Here is a 17,153-nt window from a genome sequence, read left to right as displayed (position 1 = left end):
TATGCTGTAGCGAGTCGTCCGTTAAGACCCCGTTTGAGCGCGACCGGGACGGCGAGAAGCCGCAAGAAGGCGTTCAGGATCAGACGCAACAGAAGCGTCAGCCAGGCGAGGACGAGGCGTAACCGGTATGAGCTCCCATGTCCGCGGGCGCGCGCGTAGCGGATCGGCATCCACTATTGGCAAGACCTCGACGGCCGCTGGGATGTCGGCGCAGGCGTTGCGGAGAAAGTCCTCGGTCGCGCGCTCGCTTCGCGGCAGGTCCGAGCAGCGGACGGCCCTGATCGTCGCGTCGCGCGAATCCACTTCTTGCTCATGCGAAGCGCAAGGTGCTCCACATAGTTGGCCGAAATGTTCTAGGATCGCATTCGAGACGGATCCAAGCATGCATGGCTAAACAATTCAATCAGCGAAGCTCGAAGCCAACCCTCCTTGCGGCAGATGAAGGCTTGACCAGCCATGCCGTGCTGGGCGCGACGATCGGCAATATGCTCGAATTCTACGATTTCGGGACCTATAGCTTTTTCGCCATCCAGATCGGTCACGCGTTTTTCCCGGCGAAGGATCAGTTCGCCAGCCTCATGCTGTCGCTCGTGACCTTCGGAGCAGGTTTCGTGACCAGACCCATCGGGGCCATTGTGATCGGGTCGTACTCGGATCGAGTCGGACGCCGGCCCGCAATGACCGCCAGTTTTGTCATGATGAGTGCCGCGATACTCGTGTTGGCTGTGACGCCCTCGTACGACACGATAGGGATCGCCGCTCCGTTATTGGTTATTCTCGCGCGTTTGGTGCAGGGCTTCGCCCTGGGAGGGGAAGTCGGTCCGACGACCGCCTATCTGATGGAAGCGGCCCCGGCCGGGCGCCGGGGCCTTGCCGTCTCGTTTCAGCCTGCTAGCCAACAAATAGCTGCAACGGCCGGAGCGCTGGTCGGAGAAATACTCTCCTTCACCATGTCAAGCGAGTCGCTGGATGCGTACGGATGGCGCATCGCGTTTCTGCTCGGTGCCTGTACGCTGCCGGTCGGACTTTGGTTGCGCAGGGCCCTGCCCGAAACGCTGCACCGACCTGAAGCGCCCGCCCTCGCCGTTGATCCCGCAAGGAAATTGCGTGCCAGCCGCCGCATGATGAGCTTGGGATTGATCATTTTGGCCAGCTGCACGATTATCACCTATGTCACGGAATATATGACGACTTATGCACTGAACACCCTGCAAGTTGCCGCGCCTCTCGCCTTTGCGACGACGGTCGTCAGCAATGCAGTAGGGATTGCTGCCGCACTCCTGGGCGGTTGGCTCGCAGATCGGGCCGGACGCCGGCCCATCATGATATGGCCGCAGATCGCCGCGCTGCTGATGACCTATCCGGTGTTCTTGTGGATCGTAGAGAGCCGCAGTCCCATGGCGCTTCTCGGAGGTCTCGGCGCGCTCACCCTCGTCGGAATGATTCCGTATAGCGCCTTCTATGTTGGTATGGCCGAAGGCTTGCCCAAGTGCATCCGAGGCGGCGCCTTCGCGACGATCTACGCTGTTGCGATAGCGACCTTCGGAGGCACAGCTCAACTCGTCGTCGCTTGGCTGACCCACGTTACTGGGAACGCGCTGGCGCCCGCTTGGTACATGCTTGTCGCTACCGCCGCCGGACTCTGCGCCATGCTGATGATGCCCGAGACGGCACCATCCAAAATTCGGGCCGCGAATACGCGGAGCCCGTAACAGCTTTGGACAATGCGACAACGGGTTACGGCTCCAGCCAGAGCCGCTTGCTGCCGCTCATCCTGTCGGCGGCGAAAACGATCAGTGCGGCCTTCATCTTCAACCCGACGAGAACGTGTTTGAGATTGGAGATCAGTCGTCGCTGCACTTCCTGATGGAGCCCCTCCGGGAGACATTTGCGGATCCAGGCCTCCCAATCGGATGCGGTCGAGAGATTGACGTAGCCTGAGGGCTGCTCGGGTAGCTCGATAAGGCAGAACAAATTCGGCCTCCGTGTATGGTCGTGTCCCGCAACCTCTAGGAGAGCGCGCCTTGCGATCGCGGTCAGCCTGCTTCGTGCGTCCGGTTCGCTATGCCGGCGCTGCGGGACCTCCTTCTGGCCGGTTGCGACGATCTTCAACGCGCCGTCGGACAAGCTTGACGAAGCCTATTGTGAGGGTGCGATGGCCTTGCCGATGCCGGCGGTCGGAATTGTGACGGTACGGCTCATGCGCTCCCCCTTCGTGGGCCTACCATCGCTTTTTCACGTCGTTGTCAGCGGCCACCGTTAGGATTGCAGAAGGCCATTAGCGGGGTGAGATTGGCTGCGTCGGCAGCCTTCAGCGCTGCAATATAGGTAGTGCGCCGATCATTCATTTTTTGAAGGTCGTATCCACCCGCCCAATCGATAGGCCTCGCACCATAGACCCGCTCAAGCATCGTATCCGCCATGATCAGAGAATGCCGTCCGTTTCCGTTTGGAAATGGGTGGATTTGAACCAGCCAATGATGAAACCGTGCCGCTGCCTCCAATTCAGGATATGTCTTATTTTGTGACCAGTACTGCGCGTCATCCATCAACGTCCGCAATTGAACGGGGATGTGAAGAGGATCGACGCCGATATTCTTGCCAGTCTTTCGGAACATACCTGCCCAGTCCCAGACGTCGCCAAACATCCGCTTATGCAGGCTAACTGCAAAGTCATCCGTCAGAACCTCGCCGCGATTGCGGCCAAGCCATTGCAACCGGACTCGATATTCGCTTGTTCAAGTTCGTCCAGCTCTTCACGAGTGGTGATGTGCTTGAATTTCAAGCCCCCAAGCTCGTTGGCGTCTAGGGGTGTGGCGCCCTCCGGATATTCTGTCAGCCCGGTCATTTGTCGCTCCAAAAATTGGACGGCATCTCCCGCATGAGGTCAGCTGCTATACGTTCCACTTCCGCAGCGATCTTGGCATTGGAAAGTGCTTGGTCCTCGAGCGCCATGTGGGTGCTTGCCCGACCGACTAACGCCTGCGCTTTTTTTCGCGCCTGAGCAGCTATTACATCCTGGATCGTTCTGACGGGAAGGACGGCGTATGACCTTGCCCCACGGGCTTAATCCAGTTTGAAGTTCGTTCTGGCCCACAACAAGGACCAGAGCATGAAGCGCAGCCGCTTTTCGGAAGAGCAGATCATCGGGGCTCGGATGGAAGACGCCATCCGAGTTCGCCTTCACTTGCCATCCGCGCCGGGATCTGGCGCTGCGCTATGCCGAAGGCTCCGCGCCAGCTCCCGTCGCTACCACTGCCCAACCGGGCAAATCCAACAGCCGGGGCGAACTCAGGTCTGGATAAAACTTGAGGGAAAGGTCACCCATGGGGCAAGGTCACGTGCGATCCGCGTGTGCAGATCGGTATCCGACACAGTATGCGTCAGAACGGGATCGATTCCATCGGCGTGTTCTTGACGTATCCCTTATGCGGCTTGGCAATAGGGACTTCTGATAGCCCTCAACCCGCATACCCCCCGCAGCTCGGTGGTTTAGCTCTAACTCAGCTGACCGATAAAGCATCAGAGATTGCCACTGAGGCGCGGGGTCGCGGTTCCTTCATCCACGACGGCGAACGATAATCAAACCAGCAAAAGCGCAGCGAGCTAGTCATTGTCGTAGAACACGAACTTATTTTTGTACTTCAAACCTAGTGTCGAGAGTACCCAGTATTCGCTCATCCAGATAGTTCCGGCATCCATCGTACTCGTCGGAAGCCACGCGAAGTAAGGTCCCTGCCAGCGCGGGTTGGCTTTCTCGAACTGCTCTTTCAGTGAAAGTTGGTCGTGTGGAATAAGCCCGGCTTCGACCTGGCGCTTACGCTCTACCCTTTGGGCTTCCCTCTGGTGGCGACCGGGATCGCGAGCATCCCACCAAAGCTCATTCTTGGACTTCAGAGCGTCGTGGCTCCAGTGATACTCCCGCCAGACCGATTCTCCATCCTTGGTAATCTCAATCATGTGTACTGGGGTCGGCAACTCGGTCAGTGCTTCCCCAAGAAGCCACTGCTTGGCTTCAGTCAAATCCTTGAATAGGCGCATCTCTTCTGGCGGCTCAGTCAGATCCATTCCTTTTGGGATCACCCCGGTAATTTTTGCAAAATACATGACGGCTTTCCGTTGTGCGAGCAGGAGCCTACCCTTAAACTCTCGGTTGTCTAGAGTGTCACTGAGGCCCCATTCCGGCGCTGTCACCAAACGCCTCACCGATGGGCGGCGACCCAAAGACATACGTTCCGATGCCAGTGAGAGGTCCCTACAGACCAAACTGCTCAATCAAAAGCCGCAAGGCCCCCGCGCTGTTGTGAGCGGCGTAGTGTCTGAAATCGTCGTTCTTAGAGGAATCGGCAAAATCAGAGACTCCCTTGATGATTAATGCCTCTGGTCTTGGCGCTGACGCTTCAGAACCGGCCGCCATGACTCCATAACTTTCCATATCTATTCCAAGAAGCTTGCGGTTCTGTTGAGACCGAAGAGTTTCGATGACCCGTTCGTCGGCGAGAACGGCGGCACCAGAGGCAACAGGACCGATACGCACTCGAACAACACTGTCGGGTTTCCGTCCTGGAAACTCGTTGCGAAGATCGTTTAAAAGATCTGATCTGTCTTGAAGCAGTTCTACTAGGCCCCGCACACGAGTGGACAGGCTGTATGGCTGCGGGGCGGGTTCAAATGTTCGAACGCCAGCCTTAATCAATCTCTTACCGCTCCCGTAGTCCCAACTCGGGTTAGCTACGAGGACGTCCCCGATACTGACGTCTGCAGACTTTACACCGGCACAGATGCCGCACATTACGATGCATCTCGGGCGATACCGCAAGATCAGCTTAGTTGAGAGGATAGCAGCTTGCGCCATGCCCATACCCGGAGCTTTTGCCGCAACGATGGTCCGACGCTTTCCCTTAAACGAGGCTTCTCCCAAGTGATACCTAGTTGCGTCTGATTCGTCAGAATCGCCCTTCCAATCCCATTTCAAAGCCAAAACGGCATCCAGCTCAGGATCACCCAAGGCAGTGACCACACCAATGTCACACAAAAACTCATCGCCTTGCTCTTCGGCTGTTTGCGAAGCGATGATGTGGCTGGCCTTTGCCTGAAGTTGCTGCAACCATTCAGATGATGTCCTATCATATAGTATTACCGACCAGGACTCGGCACCTAACTGTGAAAGAGCCTCATTGAATACGTCTTCGTACCCCGTGAACCCGATAAAATGACGCGGCTGCCTATATAGTTCCCGTGCTGTAACCTCATTGAAGAGTGCAATGCCACCCCGTCGATCTGGTTCCTCTCCATCTCTAGTTGGAAGTGCAATATCTAGGACGACCAGATGATAGAATTTGTCTCTAAGTAGCTTCTTCGCGGCAATCGCATTTTCCGCAAGATCGATTTCGTCAAATCCCGCTTCTGACAGCCCCTGCTTTGCTTGTTCGGCCTTCTGGGAATCATCCTCCACGATGAGAGCTCTCAGCGGCATGTTAGAATCTCCGGGACGCTCGTCTCAATTGTATTCGCGAGAGCAGTAGTCCAGTCATAAATTGATGCGTGGTAATAAACTGCGCCCTTATAGGTGTTTGGGAAGTTTTCTCGCAACTCACCGTCGAGTTCTTCGAGGCCCTTTGCATCCGGCGGCTCTCCAAAACTTTCGAACTGTGTTAGCACGATTACCGAAGTCATGATCTTGAAACGGCTGACCTGACGAAGAAACTCTTGCCCTCCGAACGGATGTAAACCGCCACCGGATTCCCCCTCCACCACGTCGTAATTTGGCAAAGTCATATCCAAGATGACCAAGTGTGGTTTAAGCTGCTTAAGAGCGCGGACTGCTGCGATCAGAGAGGCCGATTCCTTGAGTTCAAGGCGCGGATAACGCTCGTTTAGAAAACTAAGAAGCTGCTCTCTCTTATTATCATCATCCTCAACGATTAGAGCCATCATCGGACATGCTCCTGCGTTAGACCCTCAATGACGGTGACTGACACACCAAACTCAACGGAGAAAATCTTCCTGTCGTCGCTCAATCCGAATTTAAGGTGAGGTGAAGTGCCCTCCCGTCTGATCAGTTTAGCAAGTTTTGGCAAGCCGGTGCCGCCTTCGCTGCGAACCGCATGCAGATATGCGCCACTCGCGATGCGCTCCCTAGCGCGATCAACCGAGGTTGTAATTCGAAAGATGTCTTGATTGGCTTCGACGTTGTTGGTCACTCTTACAAGAATCATATCGTCTTGTATTTTTGCATCTATCTCAATTGACGGAGCAATCGAGTCGCCCGAATAAAGGCTGATGTTCTCAAATAAGATGAAAAAAATATCCGAGAATAAGTGGAGCGCTCCGGTCAGAGGAGGAATATCGGTGGCGGTGAGGGACACTATCGGATTGAATTCTGGCCTGAACCCTTTGATCGTGGTTAGGGCGATGTCAACCAGCTCCTTCATCTCAAATGGCAATGAGCTGTTTGGTGTTGGAAGTGCGAACCAATCCCGCATCGCATCCAATCGCAACCCGGTCTCAGTTCGCGCCCTCCTAATAGCATCGGACAAACTTGCCATTTGCGGACCAGGCACAGCCTGTAAAGCTGCGTCTAAAGCATCAAACCTGTCTCTTATGGAGGCCCGCAACTCGTCATCGATATATTGACGAATTCTATCTAGACTTTGATCGACCAACGCCCAAAAGTGATCGATACAAGCGTCGATCAGCTCATCGAACGTTGTCGCAACGGTCACATTGGAAGCCAAAGAGTTAACCATCACATCGGTTATCTGAAGCCGAAACAGCCCCTTTGGTTTTTCCTTTCCGAACACCTGTATTCGCTGGTCTGTAAATTCGAATATGAGGTTGTCGTAGTCGCGGGAGAAGGCCATCAATTCCTGCTGAATTTCGGCAAGGAAATCCGGATACAGATGATGCTCCAACCGTTGGCCCCAATATTGATTAGCTTGATACTCCTTTGTCGCTGCATCACGACGAGTGATGATATGTTCACGCTCCGCAGGTCCGCGTAGCTGGCCCGAAAGGGTCCCGTGTCTGATTCTTAGACTCAGGTAGCAGTCAAGCCCATGCTCCGGGCTGTATGCGAGCTCGCCCATGATCCAAAGCACGATTGACGCGAACAGCGCGCTTGCCTCGTTTTCCGGCACCTCAAAAAGGGAGGGAGAAATCTCACCAGAGGAAACGGCCTTCAGCAAAGCGTTCCGATAATTTTCATCAACGACCGCCATGCCCGCCTTAAGCAACGCTATATATCGATTGTAGTCTTCGGAGAGGTGCTTTTTTATGACGGCTCTTAATGCATCCTGGTCAATGGAGACCTTACTGCGCTGGAGCTCTTTGACAGCATCTTTAATCGAACGAGCTCGAACCAGCTCGCGGGCGCGGTCTTCATAAGTTTCGGCGTTTTCTGGATCAAGCTTGATCAGTACACGACATATGGAGATTAGCTCATCATCCAATTCTCGTTCAGTCTGATAGGCAATCGATAGCCGCAATACCGGAGCTGTACATATCTCAGAGTAAAAGAATACAAGCTTGTGTTGCTCGATGCGCAACTTCGAGATATCGATTTGCGACGGCTTCTCAACCCCCAGATGCGTGACGAAATCTTCAGTAGCATAGGCTCGCAGCGAAACGAACTCTCCACCGATGTACTTAGCCAAGGCATCGAACAAGATCGCCTTTTCAACCATCTCATCAAAAGAGCGCGAGCTACTTTCTAAGGCTGAAGCGAGTTCCGCTAATGGCAGCCAAATCACCAGAGCGGAATCCTCAAGAAGCCAGTCAACCGCAATGCGGAGAGCTTCCTCGATCTCATCCAAACTGATCAAGCAAATGACTTGAGCTTGAAGAGTAACTTTGCTCGCAAGCTTCAGGTTGCTGTTCATCTTGGCCGAGATCGGAAGAGCTCCCTCATAGTCGCCGCTGTTGATTAGCCGGATCAGCTGAATTTCCGAGGCAAACAGCTCGTTCAATCCCAGATGCAAAGCAGAATCAAACGAAGTCAGCCCTGAGGCAAACTCGGCAGCCAACATTGTTGTCCGCCCCTGATAAGCGGCCTGCACCTTCTCCCGGAAGTACTCTACGTTGGAGGGCGGGACAGCAGTGAGCAACATCGGTTCGAGAGCATTCGTACTTAGCAATCGTAGCTTTGCTAAATCGTCGGGGGACAGAACGTTAGGCTTGCGAGCTTGCAGAGCTTTGGCGATGCACCACCCACCCAGACTGAGCTTGTCAAACATCGATCCGAGCTTCATCAGATCATCTGCCGATTTCATTCCGACAAAGCTTCGCTGGCCTATTTGTTTCAAAAGCAACAAGATGGCGCGCAGCAATGGACTATCGAGCGATATTTCTGCACCTAGCTCTGCGGCAGCAGAAAGCTCTTCGAGTTCTTGCGGCCGCAGCGGCAACCCACCAGTTGTATTGGACAGAGCTGCTAGCCGAGCATCTCTTATTGTTAAACTGGCGTGTTCGCAGCTTTCGCAATTCTCGCGTCGGCCAGTCAGAACTAAGGCTTTCGCCACTCTTGGATCGATTGAACCTAGTCCTAGTCTAACGATTGTTGCCGCCATTACGTCGGCAACGGGCCGCGTTTCCACAACAGCCGTAACAAATAGGTCTGTAAGAATTTGATATAGATCGACAATGCTTGAGTAGTTAGAACGCGCGAGTAAGGCTTGTTCAGCTCCAACGGGGGGCATCAAACCAGCAAGAAGATAGTTGATATATGCACCTATCTCTGGAGCTAGGTCTGCCCGCTCCATCAGTTTATGGAGACGAAGTGTATACCGCTCAAACGTCGTGTCATCCTCTGCTCTAACTCCCCACCAATACGCAAGAAAAATGGTGTTTTGCCTAGCTCCGGATTTCTTCAGCTCCGCAATGTATTCCTTTTGCGCTTCGATACCGTTGAAGACCTGCAACAGAGCAATTCTTGTCGCAATCAACCAGAAGGAAAGGCCACAATCACGCTCGATGCGATCTAACACGCGGAAACATTCGCGCTCTCCGGCTAGCAGGCAGCGCTCTAACTCTTTCTTGTGCACTACGAATGCGCGGATTTGGTCAGCTTGGCCCGCAACAATTGCTTCACACCACAAAAGCTCACGCTCAAAGGCAGTGGCCGGGATGCTTCTTAGATCATTGAGGTCTGCAAGCCTCCTGGGAACGATTTTGAGCGGCCCAAATCTTAAGACTGCAACTCCCCACTTTGCCATTTCGGGGAGCAATTCGACAGGTGCACCTGCCTTCACTTGGTCGAGAGCTGTTACTTTGTCCGGCTTACCTCGAACGAAATTTTTCAATGAGCCGAGCGCCCCTGCAGGGCGACGCACCTTTCGATTAATCGGCCTTCGCATTTCGGTCAGTCGAACCTTGGAAACGGAGTGCGGTGACATGCTCCTCTCGTCGCGGTATTGCGAACATAGTGCGACATTGCAACCCCTAGTAGGTCTTCCTCCACAGAAAGGGCGAAAATCTGGAATTCTTATGAGGAATTCTTTGTGCCGCTCTGCGCCTCAAAATGGATGCCCCCATCCTCTCCCAGTGCTCCAGATGATGGCTACGGGAGCTGGCGCGGAGCCTTCGGCATAGCGCAGCGCCAGATCCCGGCGCGGATGGCACGTGAAGGCGAACTCGGATGGCGTCCTCCATACGAGCCGCGAGTGTGGGCGTGCATCGTTGTAATCGGCGCGCCAGCATCCGAGCGCGACGCGGGCCTGGGCCAGCGAGGTAAACAGCGTCTCGTTCAACAATTCATCCCGCAGCCGGCCGTTGAAGCTCTCGATGAAGGCATTCTGCATGGGCTTGCCCGGCGCGATGTAGTGCCAGGCGACGCGGCTCTGATCGGCCCATGTCAGGATGGCGTTGCTGGTCAGTTCGCTGCCGTTGTCGCTGACCACCGTCTTGGGCTTGCCGCGCTCGATCACCAGCCGGTCCAGCTCCCGCGCCACCCGGGCGCCGGAGAGCGAGGTGTCGGCTACCAGCGCCAGACACTCGCGGGTGCAGTCATCGACGACGGTAAGGATACGGAAGCAGCGGCCATCGGTGAGCTGATCCGACACGAAGTCGAGCGACCAGCGGTCGTTCGGCGCCATCGCCCGGGTCCCGATCGCCCGCTTTTTGAGGGGGGAATCGAACCCTGTTCAGCCTCGAGAGGCCGCGTCCTGACCGCTAGACGAAGGGAGCTAAACGACTGAAATTGCGCCTAAACTTGCGATCTCATCAACTCATTACAGCGCTTTCCTGCGTCCGGCATGTGGTAGATTACCACATCTAACCCATTGAACTTACACACATGGTTGGTTCATGGAGGATATAAGCGTCCGACCTTTTTCGCATGACGGATGCGAGCGAAGCCGGAAGCCACCTTACAGAAGATGATCGGCGCGATCACCAATCTTGATCGGCTTAATCAAGCCGTCGCCGAGCGCCTTTACCAAGTTATTGGTCGCGAGAGACGGCGACAGCAGCGGACGAGGACACCGATCAGGATCGCGATCAGAACCTGGATATAAAGGAGCTGGTACCAGGATCGAGACGCCAACGCGGCGGCCGCCGTTCCGATCTTGTGATGATTTTCCTCCCTCAATACCAACTCGAATATGGCCGCCGCGCGTTGAGAGGCGACCGACATAACACGAGCGGCCAACTTGCCCGATTCAAGACGACGATGTCGGAAGTCCGACGATCGGCAACATCATCCAAAAGCAGGCAGTTACGCGTGTTTTCGCTGGCCATGCAAGGCGCTCACCAGATCCGGCGAGCGGCACGCCGATTGCTGGGATCAGGAGCAAACCCGCCGCTGCCAAAGTGCTCGCAGCGGCCCCGTCTCAGGACTGCCCGATGAGCCGCGCGCGATTGATCCCGATCAAAGCACTGATGCCGCTTATGCTCGGAAGTGAAGAACGGGCGAAAATCAATGTCGCGGTTGCCGCCAAGTTCACCGAGCCGGCTGGGGACCTCGCAACCTTCAAGCAGAAATCCAAACAGAAGGCCGTGTTCGGCGCGAGCCGACAGCTTTATAGCCAGATTACGCAGGACGGGCTGCGCCAAGTGGTTCTCTCGGCCGGCGATTCCCGCATGAAGAAATTGGTCGAGGATGTTCTCGCTGTACGTGAAAGCCGGCTCACCTACGCTAGGGGCAGCCTGGTGCTCTGGAGCAGGATGGCCAAGTTCGTGAACGGCTCCGACACGTTCAGGACAGCATCTTTCCTAAAATTGTCGATCTGCAACTCCGCCGCGGCGCTCTATGGCGCGGCTGCGGTGGAAGCGATGAAGGCGATCGACGTCTATGTCGGGATGCAACCGATGCTAGTCGAAAGCGCAACCATCACGCAGGCCTACCCAGTTGGTCGAGACGGTCAATGCCGAGCTCAGCGCCGCCCCGCATTCGCAACTCGCAGACAGCAAGACCGTTTCGCGCTGGCTCGTGCCGCAGGAGTTTGTGACCCGATCTTGCAAGACGTGGTGCGGTTGGAGACTGACGCCAATAAACGAGCGACGCGCGCCTTCCGTAAAGGGCCCGCCAGCCTACGCAATCATTGCGCGAGCACGACCATGTGCTCTGTGCTCGAACGCTTAAGTTGACGCACATGGATGGCTTTTCGCCAGAAATCTGGCAGTCGCTCCGGCTCACGATCGAGCTCGCGAGCGTGACGACCGTGATCCTGCTGATCGTTGGCACGCCGCTCGCATGGTGGCTAGCACGCTCGAAGAGCCTTTGGGCTGAGGCCGTGGCCACGATCATCGCATTGCCGCTGGTGCTGCCGCCAACAGTACTCGGTTTTTATCTGCTTGCCCTGCTCGGCCCGAACGGCCCGGTCGGCCTTCTCGCCGCTCTCTGGGGCGGGCGCACGCTGGCCTTCACCTTCGCAGGGCTCGTGGTCGGATCGGTTTTGTCCGCGTTGCCTTTGGTGGTGCAGCCCATCCGCAACGCCTTCGCTGCCATAGGTGACCGCCCGCTGGAGATCGCGGCCACTCTGCGCGCCTCGCCATTATATGCCTTCTTCACGGTCGCCGTGCCTCTGGCGTTACCGGGTCTATGAGAGCCGCCGTGCTTGGCTTTGCGCATACGATCGGCACGTTCGGCGTCGTGCTGATGATAGGCGGCAACATACCTGGGCGCACCAAGGTGCTGTCGGCCTTTCTCTTCGACTTTGTCCAACAGTCGCGCTGGCGCGAAGCAAGCTGGCTTGCCGGCGCCATGGTGATGTTCGCGGTTGCGGTAGTCCTCACCTTAACCTTGATCGACAAATACAGCAGAAGGAGGAGCACGTGAGGACAGCCACACCGGGCCGGATTGAAATTGCCTTCAGCGGCAGTATCGCTAGCTTTCCACTCGATACGCAATTCAGCGTACCGGCCAAAGGCGTGGCGGCGATTTTCGGCCCGCCAGGCTGCGGCAAGACTGCGGTGGCGCGCTGCATCGCCGGCCTCGAGCGTTTGCCGGCCGGCTTCTGCGCCATCGATGGCGAGGTATGGCAGGACGAGACTACCTTCCGCCCACCTCATCTGCGTCCCATCGGCTATGTGTCTCAGGAAGCTAGCCTTTTTCCCCATTTGTCGGTCAGGCGCAACTTGCTTTACGGTGCGCCTAAACCCAAACCGAGGCCGATCGCGTTTGACGAGGTGGTCGAACTGCTCGACCTGGCGCCGCTGCTCGACCGCTCTCCCTCGCATCTCTCCGGCAGCGAGCGGCAGCGCGTCGCCATGGGTCGCGCGCTGCTGTCTCAGCCCAGACTGCTTGTGATGGACGAGCTGCTTGGCGCGCTCGACAGCTGCGCCAAACGTGAGATTCTGCCGTTCGTCGAGCGCCTGCCCGCGAAGCTCGCGCTGCCGATGATCTACATCGGCCATGACATGGCGGAGACCGAACTCTTTGCCGATTATCTCGTTATGATGGAGCGCGGCATGGTAACCGCGGCTGGGCCGCTGCATGTTTTGCAAAGCGATCCTGCGCTGCCGCTTGCGGCGAGCCGCGAAGCCGCCATCAGCCTTGATGCCGTGGTGAGCGGCTATGATGCGTTCTATGGGCTTCTTATTCTCCGCCTCAAAGGTGCGCGCCTGTTGGTGCCGGCACCGCCGCTTGCAGCCGGCGTGCACCAACGGCTGCGCATCGCTGCCTGCGACGTCAGCGTCGCCCGCGAAGCGCCGCGCGCAGGCTCCATCCTCAATGTCTTTCCGGCGCGCATCAGAGCCTGTTTGCCGCTCGGCGCGGCTGAGATCACGCTGGTACTTGCGCTCGGCACCGGGGGCTCGGGCGCGGAGATTTTGGCGCGCATCACGCGTTTCTCCTTTGATTCGCTAGGACTCAAGGATGGAATGGACGTATTCGCCCAGCTCAAGCACATCTCGCTACTCTCGGCCTCTGAACCGCCACCGCAAACCATACCAGCTTCCACGCCAACAGCAGATCCTGGCCGGCAAGCGCCGCGGCGTGAAACGAGAAGCTCGGCACGAGAGGCGAGCGGCATCATCTTAAGCCTCTACTCTTGTCGTGCCACGCATGTGCGGTTGAAGACGCCGATATCGGAAGCACGACAAGCCGACCCAGCCATTCGACAGGGCACGCTGGCAGCTATGCGCGTTTTACTGTCATCAACCAAGGCCGCGCACCATTTTCCTGAACGGCACGCGGATTGCTGGGATGAGGAGCTAAAGAGCCGCGATGGCCAAAGCCATCGCAGCGGCCCCGTCCCAAGAATTCCCGATGACGCTTACCCGATTGATCCTGATCAATTCAATTCTGACGCTGCTTGTGGTCGGAAATGCAGAAGCGGCAGAGATCGATGTGACTGTCGCTGCGAACTTCACCATGCAGGCCAAGGAGATGCAGCGTCGTTTAAGCAGAAGACTAGGCGAGGCCCCGATGAGCTTTGGCGCGAGCGGACAGTTTTACGGCCAGATCACGCAAGGGGCGCCGTTTGAGATGTTTCTCTCGGCCGACGATGCCCGCCCGAGCAAACTGGTCGAGAACCGTCTCGCGGTTCCGGAAAGCCGCTTCACCTATGCGATCGGCAACCTTGTGCTGTGGAGTTGCACTCAGAAGTTTGTGAACGACGCGGAGACTTTCGCAAAACTGTCGATCTACGATCCGGCGGCGGCGCTTTATGGCGCAGCCGCGGAGCACGCTGTGAAAGCGCTCGGCACCTGTGAGTCGACGCAGCCAAAGCTGGTCGCGGGATTCGCGCGTCTCTCTGGGACGGACGCACGCTCCCCTCCACCTTTGCCGGGCTTGTGGTCGGATCGGTTTTGTGCGGGCTGTCTTTCGTGGTGCAGCCGCTCCCAAACTCCTCCGTGGCCAAGCTGGCTTGCCGTCGGCATGGTGACGTTCGGGCTTGCGGTAATCTTCGCCGCAGCGTTGATCGAGAAGCGCATCGCAAGGAAAGCACGTGAGGACAGCCACACCAGACAGGATTGAAATCGCCTTCAGCAATAGGCTCTCTAGCTTTGCGATCGATGCGCAGTTCAGTGTACGGGCCAAAGGTGTGCCGGCGGCCTCCAGCACGGCGCGCATGATGCGGCGCTGCCCATGCGCTAAGGCTCAACTATGGCATGGATGTATTCGCCCAGGTCAAGGGTCGTCTCGCTGGTTCACGACCTCTGACCGCTAGGGCACCGCGCCTCTACGCCAGTAGCAGACGCTGGACAGGCAAGCGCCGCGGGTATGAAACGAGCCAAGAGGATTAAGCCTATGATCGCCAACCTCGCCGAGATCGATCCCAAGCGCGTCGCGGCAATCCTTACAGGCCGGAACAAGACGCGGATATACTGCTCGCCGACTTCACCCAGGATCTCGCGCGGCAAGGCGTGCGCGTCGGCGGCATCGTCCAGCGAAACTTCAAGGGCGCAAACGGCACGAAAAACCATGCTAGCACTCGACGTTGCGAAGGGGGCGCGAGATTTCGATCTGTCAGCCACTCGGCAGCGGCGCCATATCCTGCAAACACGATGCTAAGGGGTTTGCCGATGCCGCAGTTGTCGTGTCCCGGGCGATCAAACGGCACGTCGATCTCCTCGTGATCAACAAATTCTCCAGGAAGGAGGCGTCCGGGCAGGGCCTGCGAGGAATTTGCTGATGCGATCATTGCTGGCGTGCCGCTCCTCACTGCTGTTCCCGAAAAATACCATGCCGCGTGGCGGACTTTCACCGGAGATGTCGGTACGACGCTGCTGTGCTAGCGCCAGGTCGTGGAGGGATGGTGGCGCCACATCGCCCCTGCGCCTCCGCGCATCCGCGCGCATTCCATCCCGTTAGCGGCTATTTACTGATCGTCAGATCCCAGCTTGATCACGGCGGGAGGACATCCACAATTTTTCCCCCAAGAACGTCCGTCGCGGCCTCGATCTTGGCGAATGCAGCGACGCGCCAAGGCTCGTGGCCGCGAATTCAACGCCGATGATGTAGTTAAAGCGTTGCTAATGGACGCTGTGTTGCAACAGTTTGGGGCACCGCCTTTGGCGACCCCGCCGGCGTACGTCTCTCCTACGGCGTCGATCTCGAATTACCGTCGAACATTTCTGCCCGCGCATGCGTCGCAATAGCAGCGAGGCTTATTGTTCACATTCCCGCTGCCGAAATGTTTGCTGTCCTCGGGAGAGCGCCGATGACTCAATTCCCAAAGCCGTCCGGATCGCCGTTACATCGCCAATGACAGACGCGATGTTACAGGAGGGCTTGGCGCGCTTGACATCGATCTCTGTGCTCGCGTTGAACGTGAAGTTTCTTCTCACACGAGGGCCATGAGCGAGCCTTGACCACCCAGAAGGCAAGTCGCTGATGCAGCGAAGCAATCCATCGTGCGGCAGAAGGAGAGAATAGATTAGTTCGTCGCTCCGCTCCTCGCAGTGATGAAGAGAGAGCGCAGCCGCGCTACGGCCGCATGAACATGAAATCCGTCGCTGGATCGCAATTATCGGCGACGAAGCGCAGCTCCGACTGAACGTCGTCGACCGGCCGGCTCTCGAGATATTTCGTGACCACACAACTAAGCAGTGCGCGGCAAACGCTGTCAGTTCCAAGACCTGCGCCCTCCGCCTCCGCAATGGCGGCGGAAAAATGACGTGTCGCGATTTCAGTTGCTGACATCCATGCCTCCCAATTCTTCCAGATCACTCCTTATGCCTAAAAGCGTCTACGCTGCCGTTGATCCTGGTCAACGAATCTGGCTCGAGCTCGCTCGGCTACTATCCCCGATTCGGCATCGATCAAAACAAGGTCAGTCCCAGCTCCCGCTCCACCTCACATCAGCGGTCCTCGTGCGCGTAGTGAGGATGACCAGTGGCTTGCCGGAACATTGCCGCGCGCGCTGAGTTCATCTTATCAAGCGCATTCTTTTGGCATTATAACACACCCAAACAGTTGACTTGGGCTAATCGTTCAAAGGCGCGCAACCGGTCGAGCACGGCAACATACTCAGTCATTGAAAAAGGGAGGCAGGACCATTCAATGGAAACCATGATGTTGAGTTGCCTCCACAGCGAGCGTCCGATTGTTGCATTTCCGCCAGTTGAATCGCGATATCATCTGGCATATCGCTTGCTTCGGCTGATGCCGGAATCATCGGTTTCCGCGCGAAGCAATCTTGTGAGGACAATATGCTTGGAATTGGAAGTAAGCTGCCGTCGTTCGAAATCACAGGCGTCAAGCCCGGTTTTCACCAGCACGAGGAGAACGGGCAGAGCGCGTTCGAGACGCTGACGGAGAACAGCTTCCCTGGGAAATGGAAAGTCATCTTCTTCTACCCCAAGGATTTCACCTTCGTCTGCCCAACCGAGATCGCGGAGTTTGCCCGGCTATCGAAGGATTTTGCCGACCGCGATGCGGTCGTGCTAGGCGGTTCGACCGACAACGAGTTCTGCAAGCTCGCTTGGCGGCGCTCGCACAAGGACCTGCAACATCTGCCAATCTGGCAGTTTGCCGACACTAAGGGCGGGCTGGTCGATGGCCTTGATGTGCGTTCGCCCGACGGCGTCGCCTATCGCTACACATTCGTGGTCGACCCCGAAAATACGATCCAGCACGTCTACGCGAATAATCTAAATGTCGGCCGCAGCCCGAAGGACACGCTGCGCGTTCTGGACGCGCTACAGACCGACGAGCTCTGCGCCTGTAACCGCGAGATCGGCGGCGAAACCTTGAAAGTTGCTTGAGGCAT

Annotated in this window: 12 protein-coding genes and 6 pseudogenes; 8 read left to right on the top strand and 10 right to left on the bottom strand. The window is 56.8% G+C overall.

The genetic code is table 11. The features are described 5' to 3' along the window. Positions 1–386: 386 nt before the first annotated feature. Positions 387–1,712, top strand: a complete 1,326-nt coding sequence (locus J6524_RS19070) for an MFS transporter (RefSeq protein WP_225673177.1) — start codon at positions 387–389, stop codon at positions 1,710–1,712. Between the two features lie 25 nt (positions 1,713–1,737). Here the strand turns inward: J6524_RS19070 and J6524_RS19065 are convergent, their stop codons facing one another. From J6524_RS19065 to J6524_RS19055, 3 genes are all read right to left on the bottom strand, one after another. Next, positions 1,738–1,974, bottom strand: a complete 237-nt coding sequence (locus J6524_RS19065) for a hypothetical protein (RefSeq protein WP_225673175.1) — start codon at positions 1,972–1,974, stop codon at positions 1,738–1,740. A 272-nt stretch (positions 1,975–2,246) separates the two neighbouring features. Next, a complete protein-coding gene (locus tag J6524_RS19060) occupies positions 2,247–2,648 on the bottom strand; it encodes a mobile mystery protein B (RefSeq protein WP_249789525.1) in 402 nt (133 codons plus the stop codon). A 32-nt stretch (positions 2,649–2,680) separates the two neighbouring features. After that, positions 2,681–2,848, bottom strand: coding sequence for a hypothetical protein (locus J6524_RS19055; protein WP_225673172.1), 168 nt, complete (start codon positions 2,846–2,848; stop codon positions 2,681–2,683). 298 nt (positions 2,849–3,146) lie between these two features. Between J6524_RS19055 and J6524_RS19050 the strand changes: the two are divergent. Beyond that, a pseudogene (locus tag J6524_RS19050) lies at positions 3,147–3,305 on the top strand (IS3 family transposase); the annotation flags it as partial. A 301-nt stretch (positions 3,306–3,606) separates the two neighbouring features. On the opposite strand, the gene J6524_RS19045 reads toward J6524_RS19050, so the two are convergent. From J6524_RS19045 to J6524_RS19020, 6 genes and pseudogenes are all read right to left on the bottom strand, one after another. Further along, positions 3,607–4,107 carry a hypothetical protein gene (locus J6524_RS19045; protein WP_225673170.1) on the bottom strand — a complete coding sequence of 167 codons (501 nt, stop codon included), beginning with the start codon at positions 4,105–4,107 and terminating at the stop codon, positions 3,607–3,609. Between the two features lie 148 nt (positions 4,108–4,255). Next, a complete protein-coding gene (locus J6524_RS19040) occupies positions 4,256–5,476 on the bottom strand; it encodes a phosphorylase family protein (protein ID WP_225673168.1) in 1,221 nt (406 codons plus the stop codon). Continuing rightward, a complete protein-coding gene (locus J6524_RS19035; RefSeq protein ID WP_225673166.1) occupies positions 5,467–5,937 on the bottom strand; it encodes a response regulator transcription factor in 471 nt (156 codons plus the stop codon). The genes J6524_RS19040 and J6524_RS19035 overlap by 10 nt, the downstream gene beginning before the upstream one ends. Continuing rightward, positions 5,934–9,299, bottom strand: a complete 3,366-nt coding sequence (locus J6524_RS19030; RefSeq protein ID WP_225673165.1) for a hypothetical protein — start codon at positions 9,297–9,299, stop codon at positions 5,934–5,936. The genes J6524_RS19035 and J6524_RS19030 overlap by 4 nt, the downstream gene beginning before the upstream one ends. A 213-nt stretch (positions 9,300–9,512) precedes the next feature. Next, positions 9,513–10,118, bottom strand: a pseudogene (locus J6524_RS19025) (integrase core domain-containing protein); the annotation flags it as partial. A 194-nt stretch (positions 10,119–10,312) separates the two neighbouring features. Beyond that, positions 10,313–10,630, bottom strand: a pseudogene (locus J6524_RS19020) (cation:dicarboxylate symporter family transporter); the annotation flags it as partial. 209 nt (positions 10,631–10,839) lie between these two features. Between J6524_RS19020 and modA (J6524_RS19015) the strand changes: the two are divergent. The 5 genes and pseudogenes from modA (J6524_RS19015) to J6524_RS38005 all read left to right on the top strand — a co-directional run bounded on the left by modA (J6524_RS19015) (position 10,840) and on the right by J6524_RS38005 (position 15,177). Beyond that, positions 10,840–11,583: a molybdate ABC transporter substrate-binding protein gene (modA, locus tag J6524_RS19015; protein WP_225673163.1), complete on the top strand. Its 744-nt coding sequence runs from the start codon at positions 10,840–10,842 to the stop codon at positions 11,581–11,583. 5 nt (positions 11,584–11,588) lie between these two features. Beyond that, a pseudogene (gene modB, locus J6524_RS19010) lies at positions 11,589–12,274 on the top strand (molybdate ABC transporter permease subunit). After that, a pseudogene (gene modC, locus J6524_RS19005) lies at positions 12,271–13,353 on the top strand (molybdenum ABC transporter ATP-binding protein); the annotation flags it as partial. The pseudogenes modB and modC, both read left to right, overlap by 4 nt. Positions 13,354–13,810: 457 nt before the next feature. Further along, positions 13,811–14,416, top strand: coding sequence for a molybdate ABC transporter substrate-binding protein (gene modA / locus J6524_RS38010; protein ID WP_376712047.1), 606 nt, complete (start codon positions 13,811–13,813; stop codon positions 14,414–14,416). Positions 14,417–14,763: 347 nt separating this feature from the next. Beyond that, positions 14,764–15,177: pseudogene (locus J6524_RS38005) on the top strand (DUF2478 domain-containing protein). Between the two features lie 691 nt (positions 15,178–15,868). Here J6524_RS38005 and J6524_RS18985 read toward each other — a convergent pair. Beyond that, positions 15,869–16,084, bottom strand: coding sequence for a hypothetical protein (locus tag J6524_RS18985; RefSeq protein WP_225673161.1), 216 nt, complete (start codon positions 16,082–16,084; stop codon positions 15,869–15,871). A 509-nt stretch (positions 16,085–16,593) separates the two neighbouring features. On the opposite strand from J6524_RS18985, the gene J6524_RS18980 reads away from it, so the two are divergent. Further along, positions 16,594–17,148 carry a peroxiredoxin gene (locus J6524_RS18980; protein ID WP_225673159.1) on the top strand — a complete coding sequence of 185 codons (555 nt, stop codon included), beginning with the start codon at positions 16,594–16,596 and terminating at the stop codon, positions 17,146–17,148. Positions 17,149–17,153 lie beyond the last annotated feature (5 nt).

Origin of the sequence: Bradyrhizobium hereditatis (assembly GCF_020329435.1) — a bacterium.
GTDB lineage: Bacteria > Pseudomonadota > Alphaproteobacteria > Rhizobiales > Xanthobacteraceae > Bradyrhizobium > Bradyrhizobium hereditatis.
Note: the sequence above shows the minus strand (reverse complement) of the source record. Positions and strands in the feature narration are given on the sequence as shown.

What these genes read in the sequence shown, in the direction of transcription:
- J6524_RS19070 (WP_225673177.1), top strand. Translation starts at nt 387, where the DNA reads ATGGCTAAACAATTCAATCAGCGAAGCTCGAAGCCAACCCTCCTTGCG.
- J6524_RS19060 (WP_249789525.1), bottom strand. Translation starts at nt 2,648, where the DNA reads ATGTTTGGCGACGTCTGGGACTGGGCAGGTATGTTCCGAAAGACTGGC.
- J6524_RS19055 (WP_225673172.1), bottom strand. Translation starts at nt 2,848, where the DNA reads ATGACCGGGCTGACAGAATATCCGGAGGGCGCCACACCCCTAGACGCC.
- J6524_RS19045 (WP_225673170.1), bottom strand. Translation starts at nt 4,107, where the DNA reads ATGTATTTTGCAAAAATTACCGGGGTGATCCCAAAAGGAATGGATCTG.
- J6524_RS19040 (WP_225673168.1), bottom strand. Translation starts at nt 5,476, where the DNA reads ATGCCGCTGAGAGCTCTCATCGTGGAGGATGATTCCCAGAAGGCCGAA.
- J6524_RS19035 (WP_225673166.1), bottom strand. Translation starts at nt 5,937, where the DNA reads ATGATGGCTCTAATCGTTGAGGATGATGATAATAAGAGAGAGCAGCTT.
- modA (WP_225673163.1), top strand. Translation starts at nt 10,840, where the DNA reads ATGAGCCGCGCGCGATTGATCCCGATCAAAGCACTGATGCCGCTTATG.
- modA (WP_376712047.1), top strand. Translation starts at nt 13,811, where the DNA reads ATGCAGGCCAAGGAGATGCAGCGTCGTTTAAGCAGAAGACTAGGCGAG.
- J6524_RS18985 (WP_225673161.1), bottom strand. Translation starts at nt 16,084, where the DNA reads ATGTCAGCAACTGAAATCGCGACACGTCATTTTTCCGCCGCCATTGCG.
- J6524_RS18980 (WP_225673159.1), top strand. Translation starts at nt 16,594, where the DNA reads ATGCTTGGAATTGGAAGTAAGCTGCCGTCGTTCGAAATCACAGGCGTC.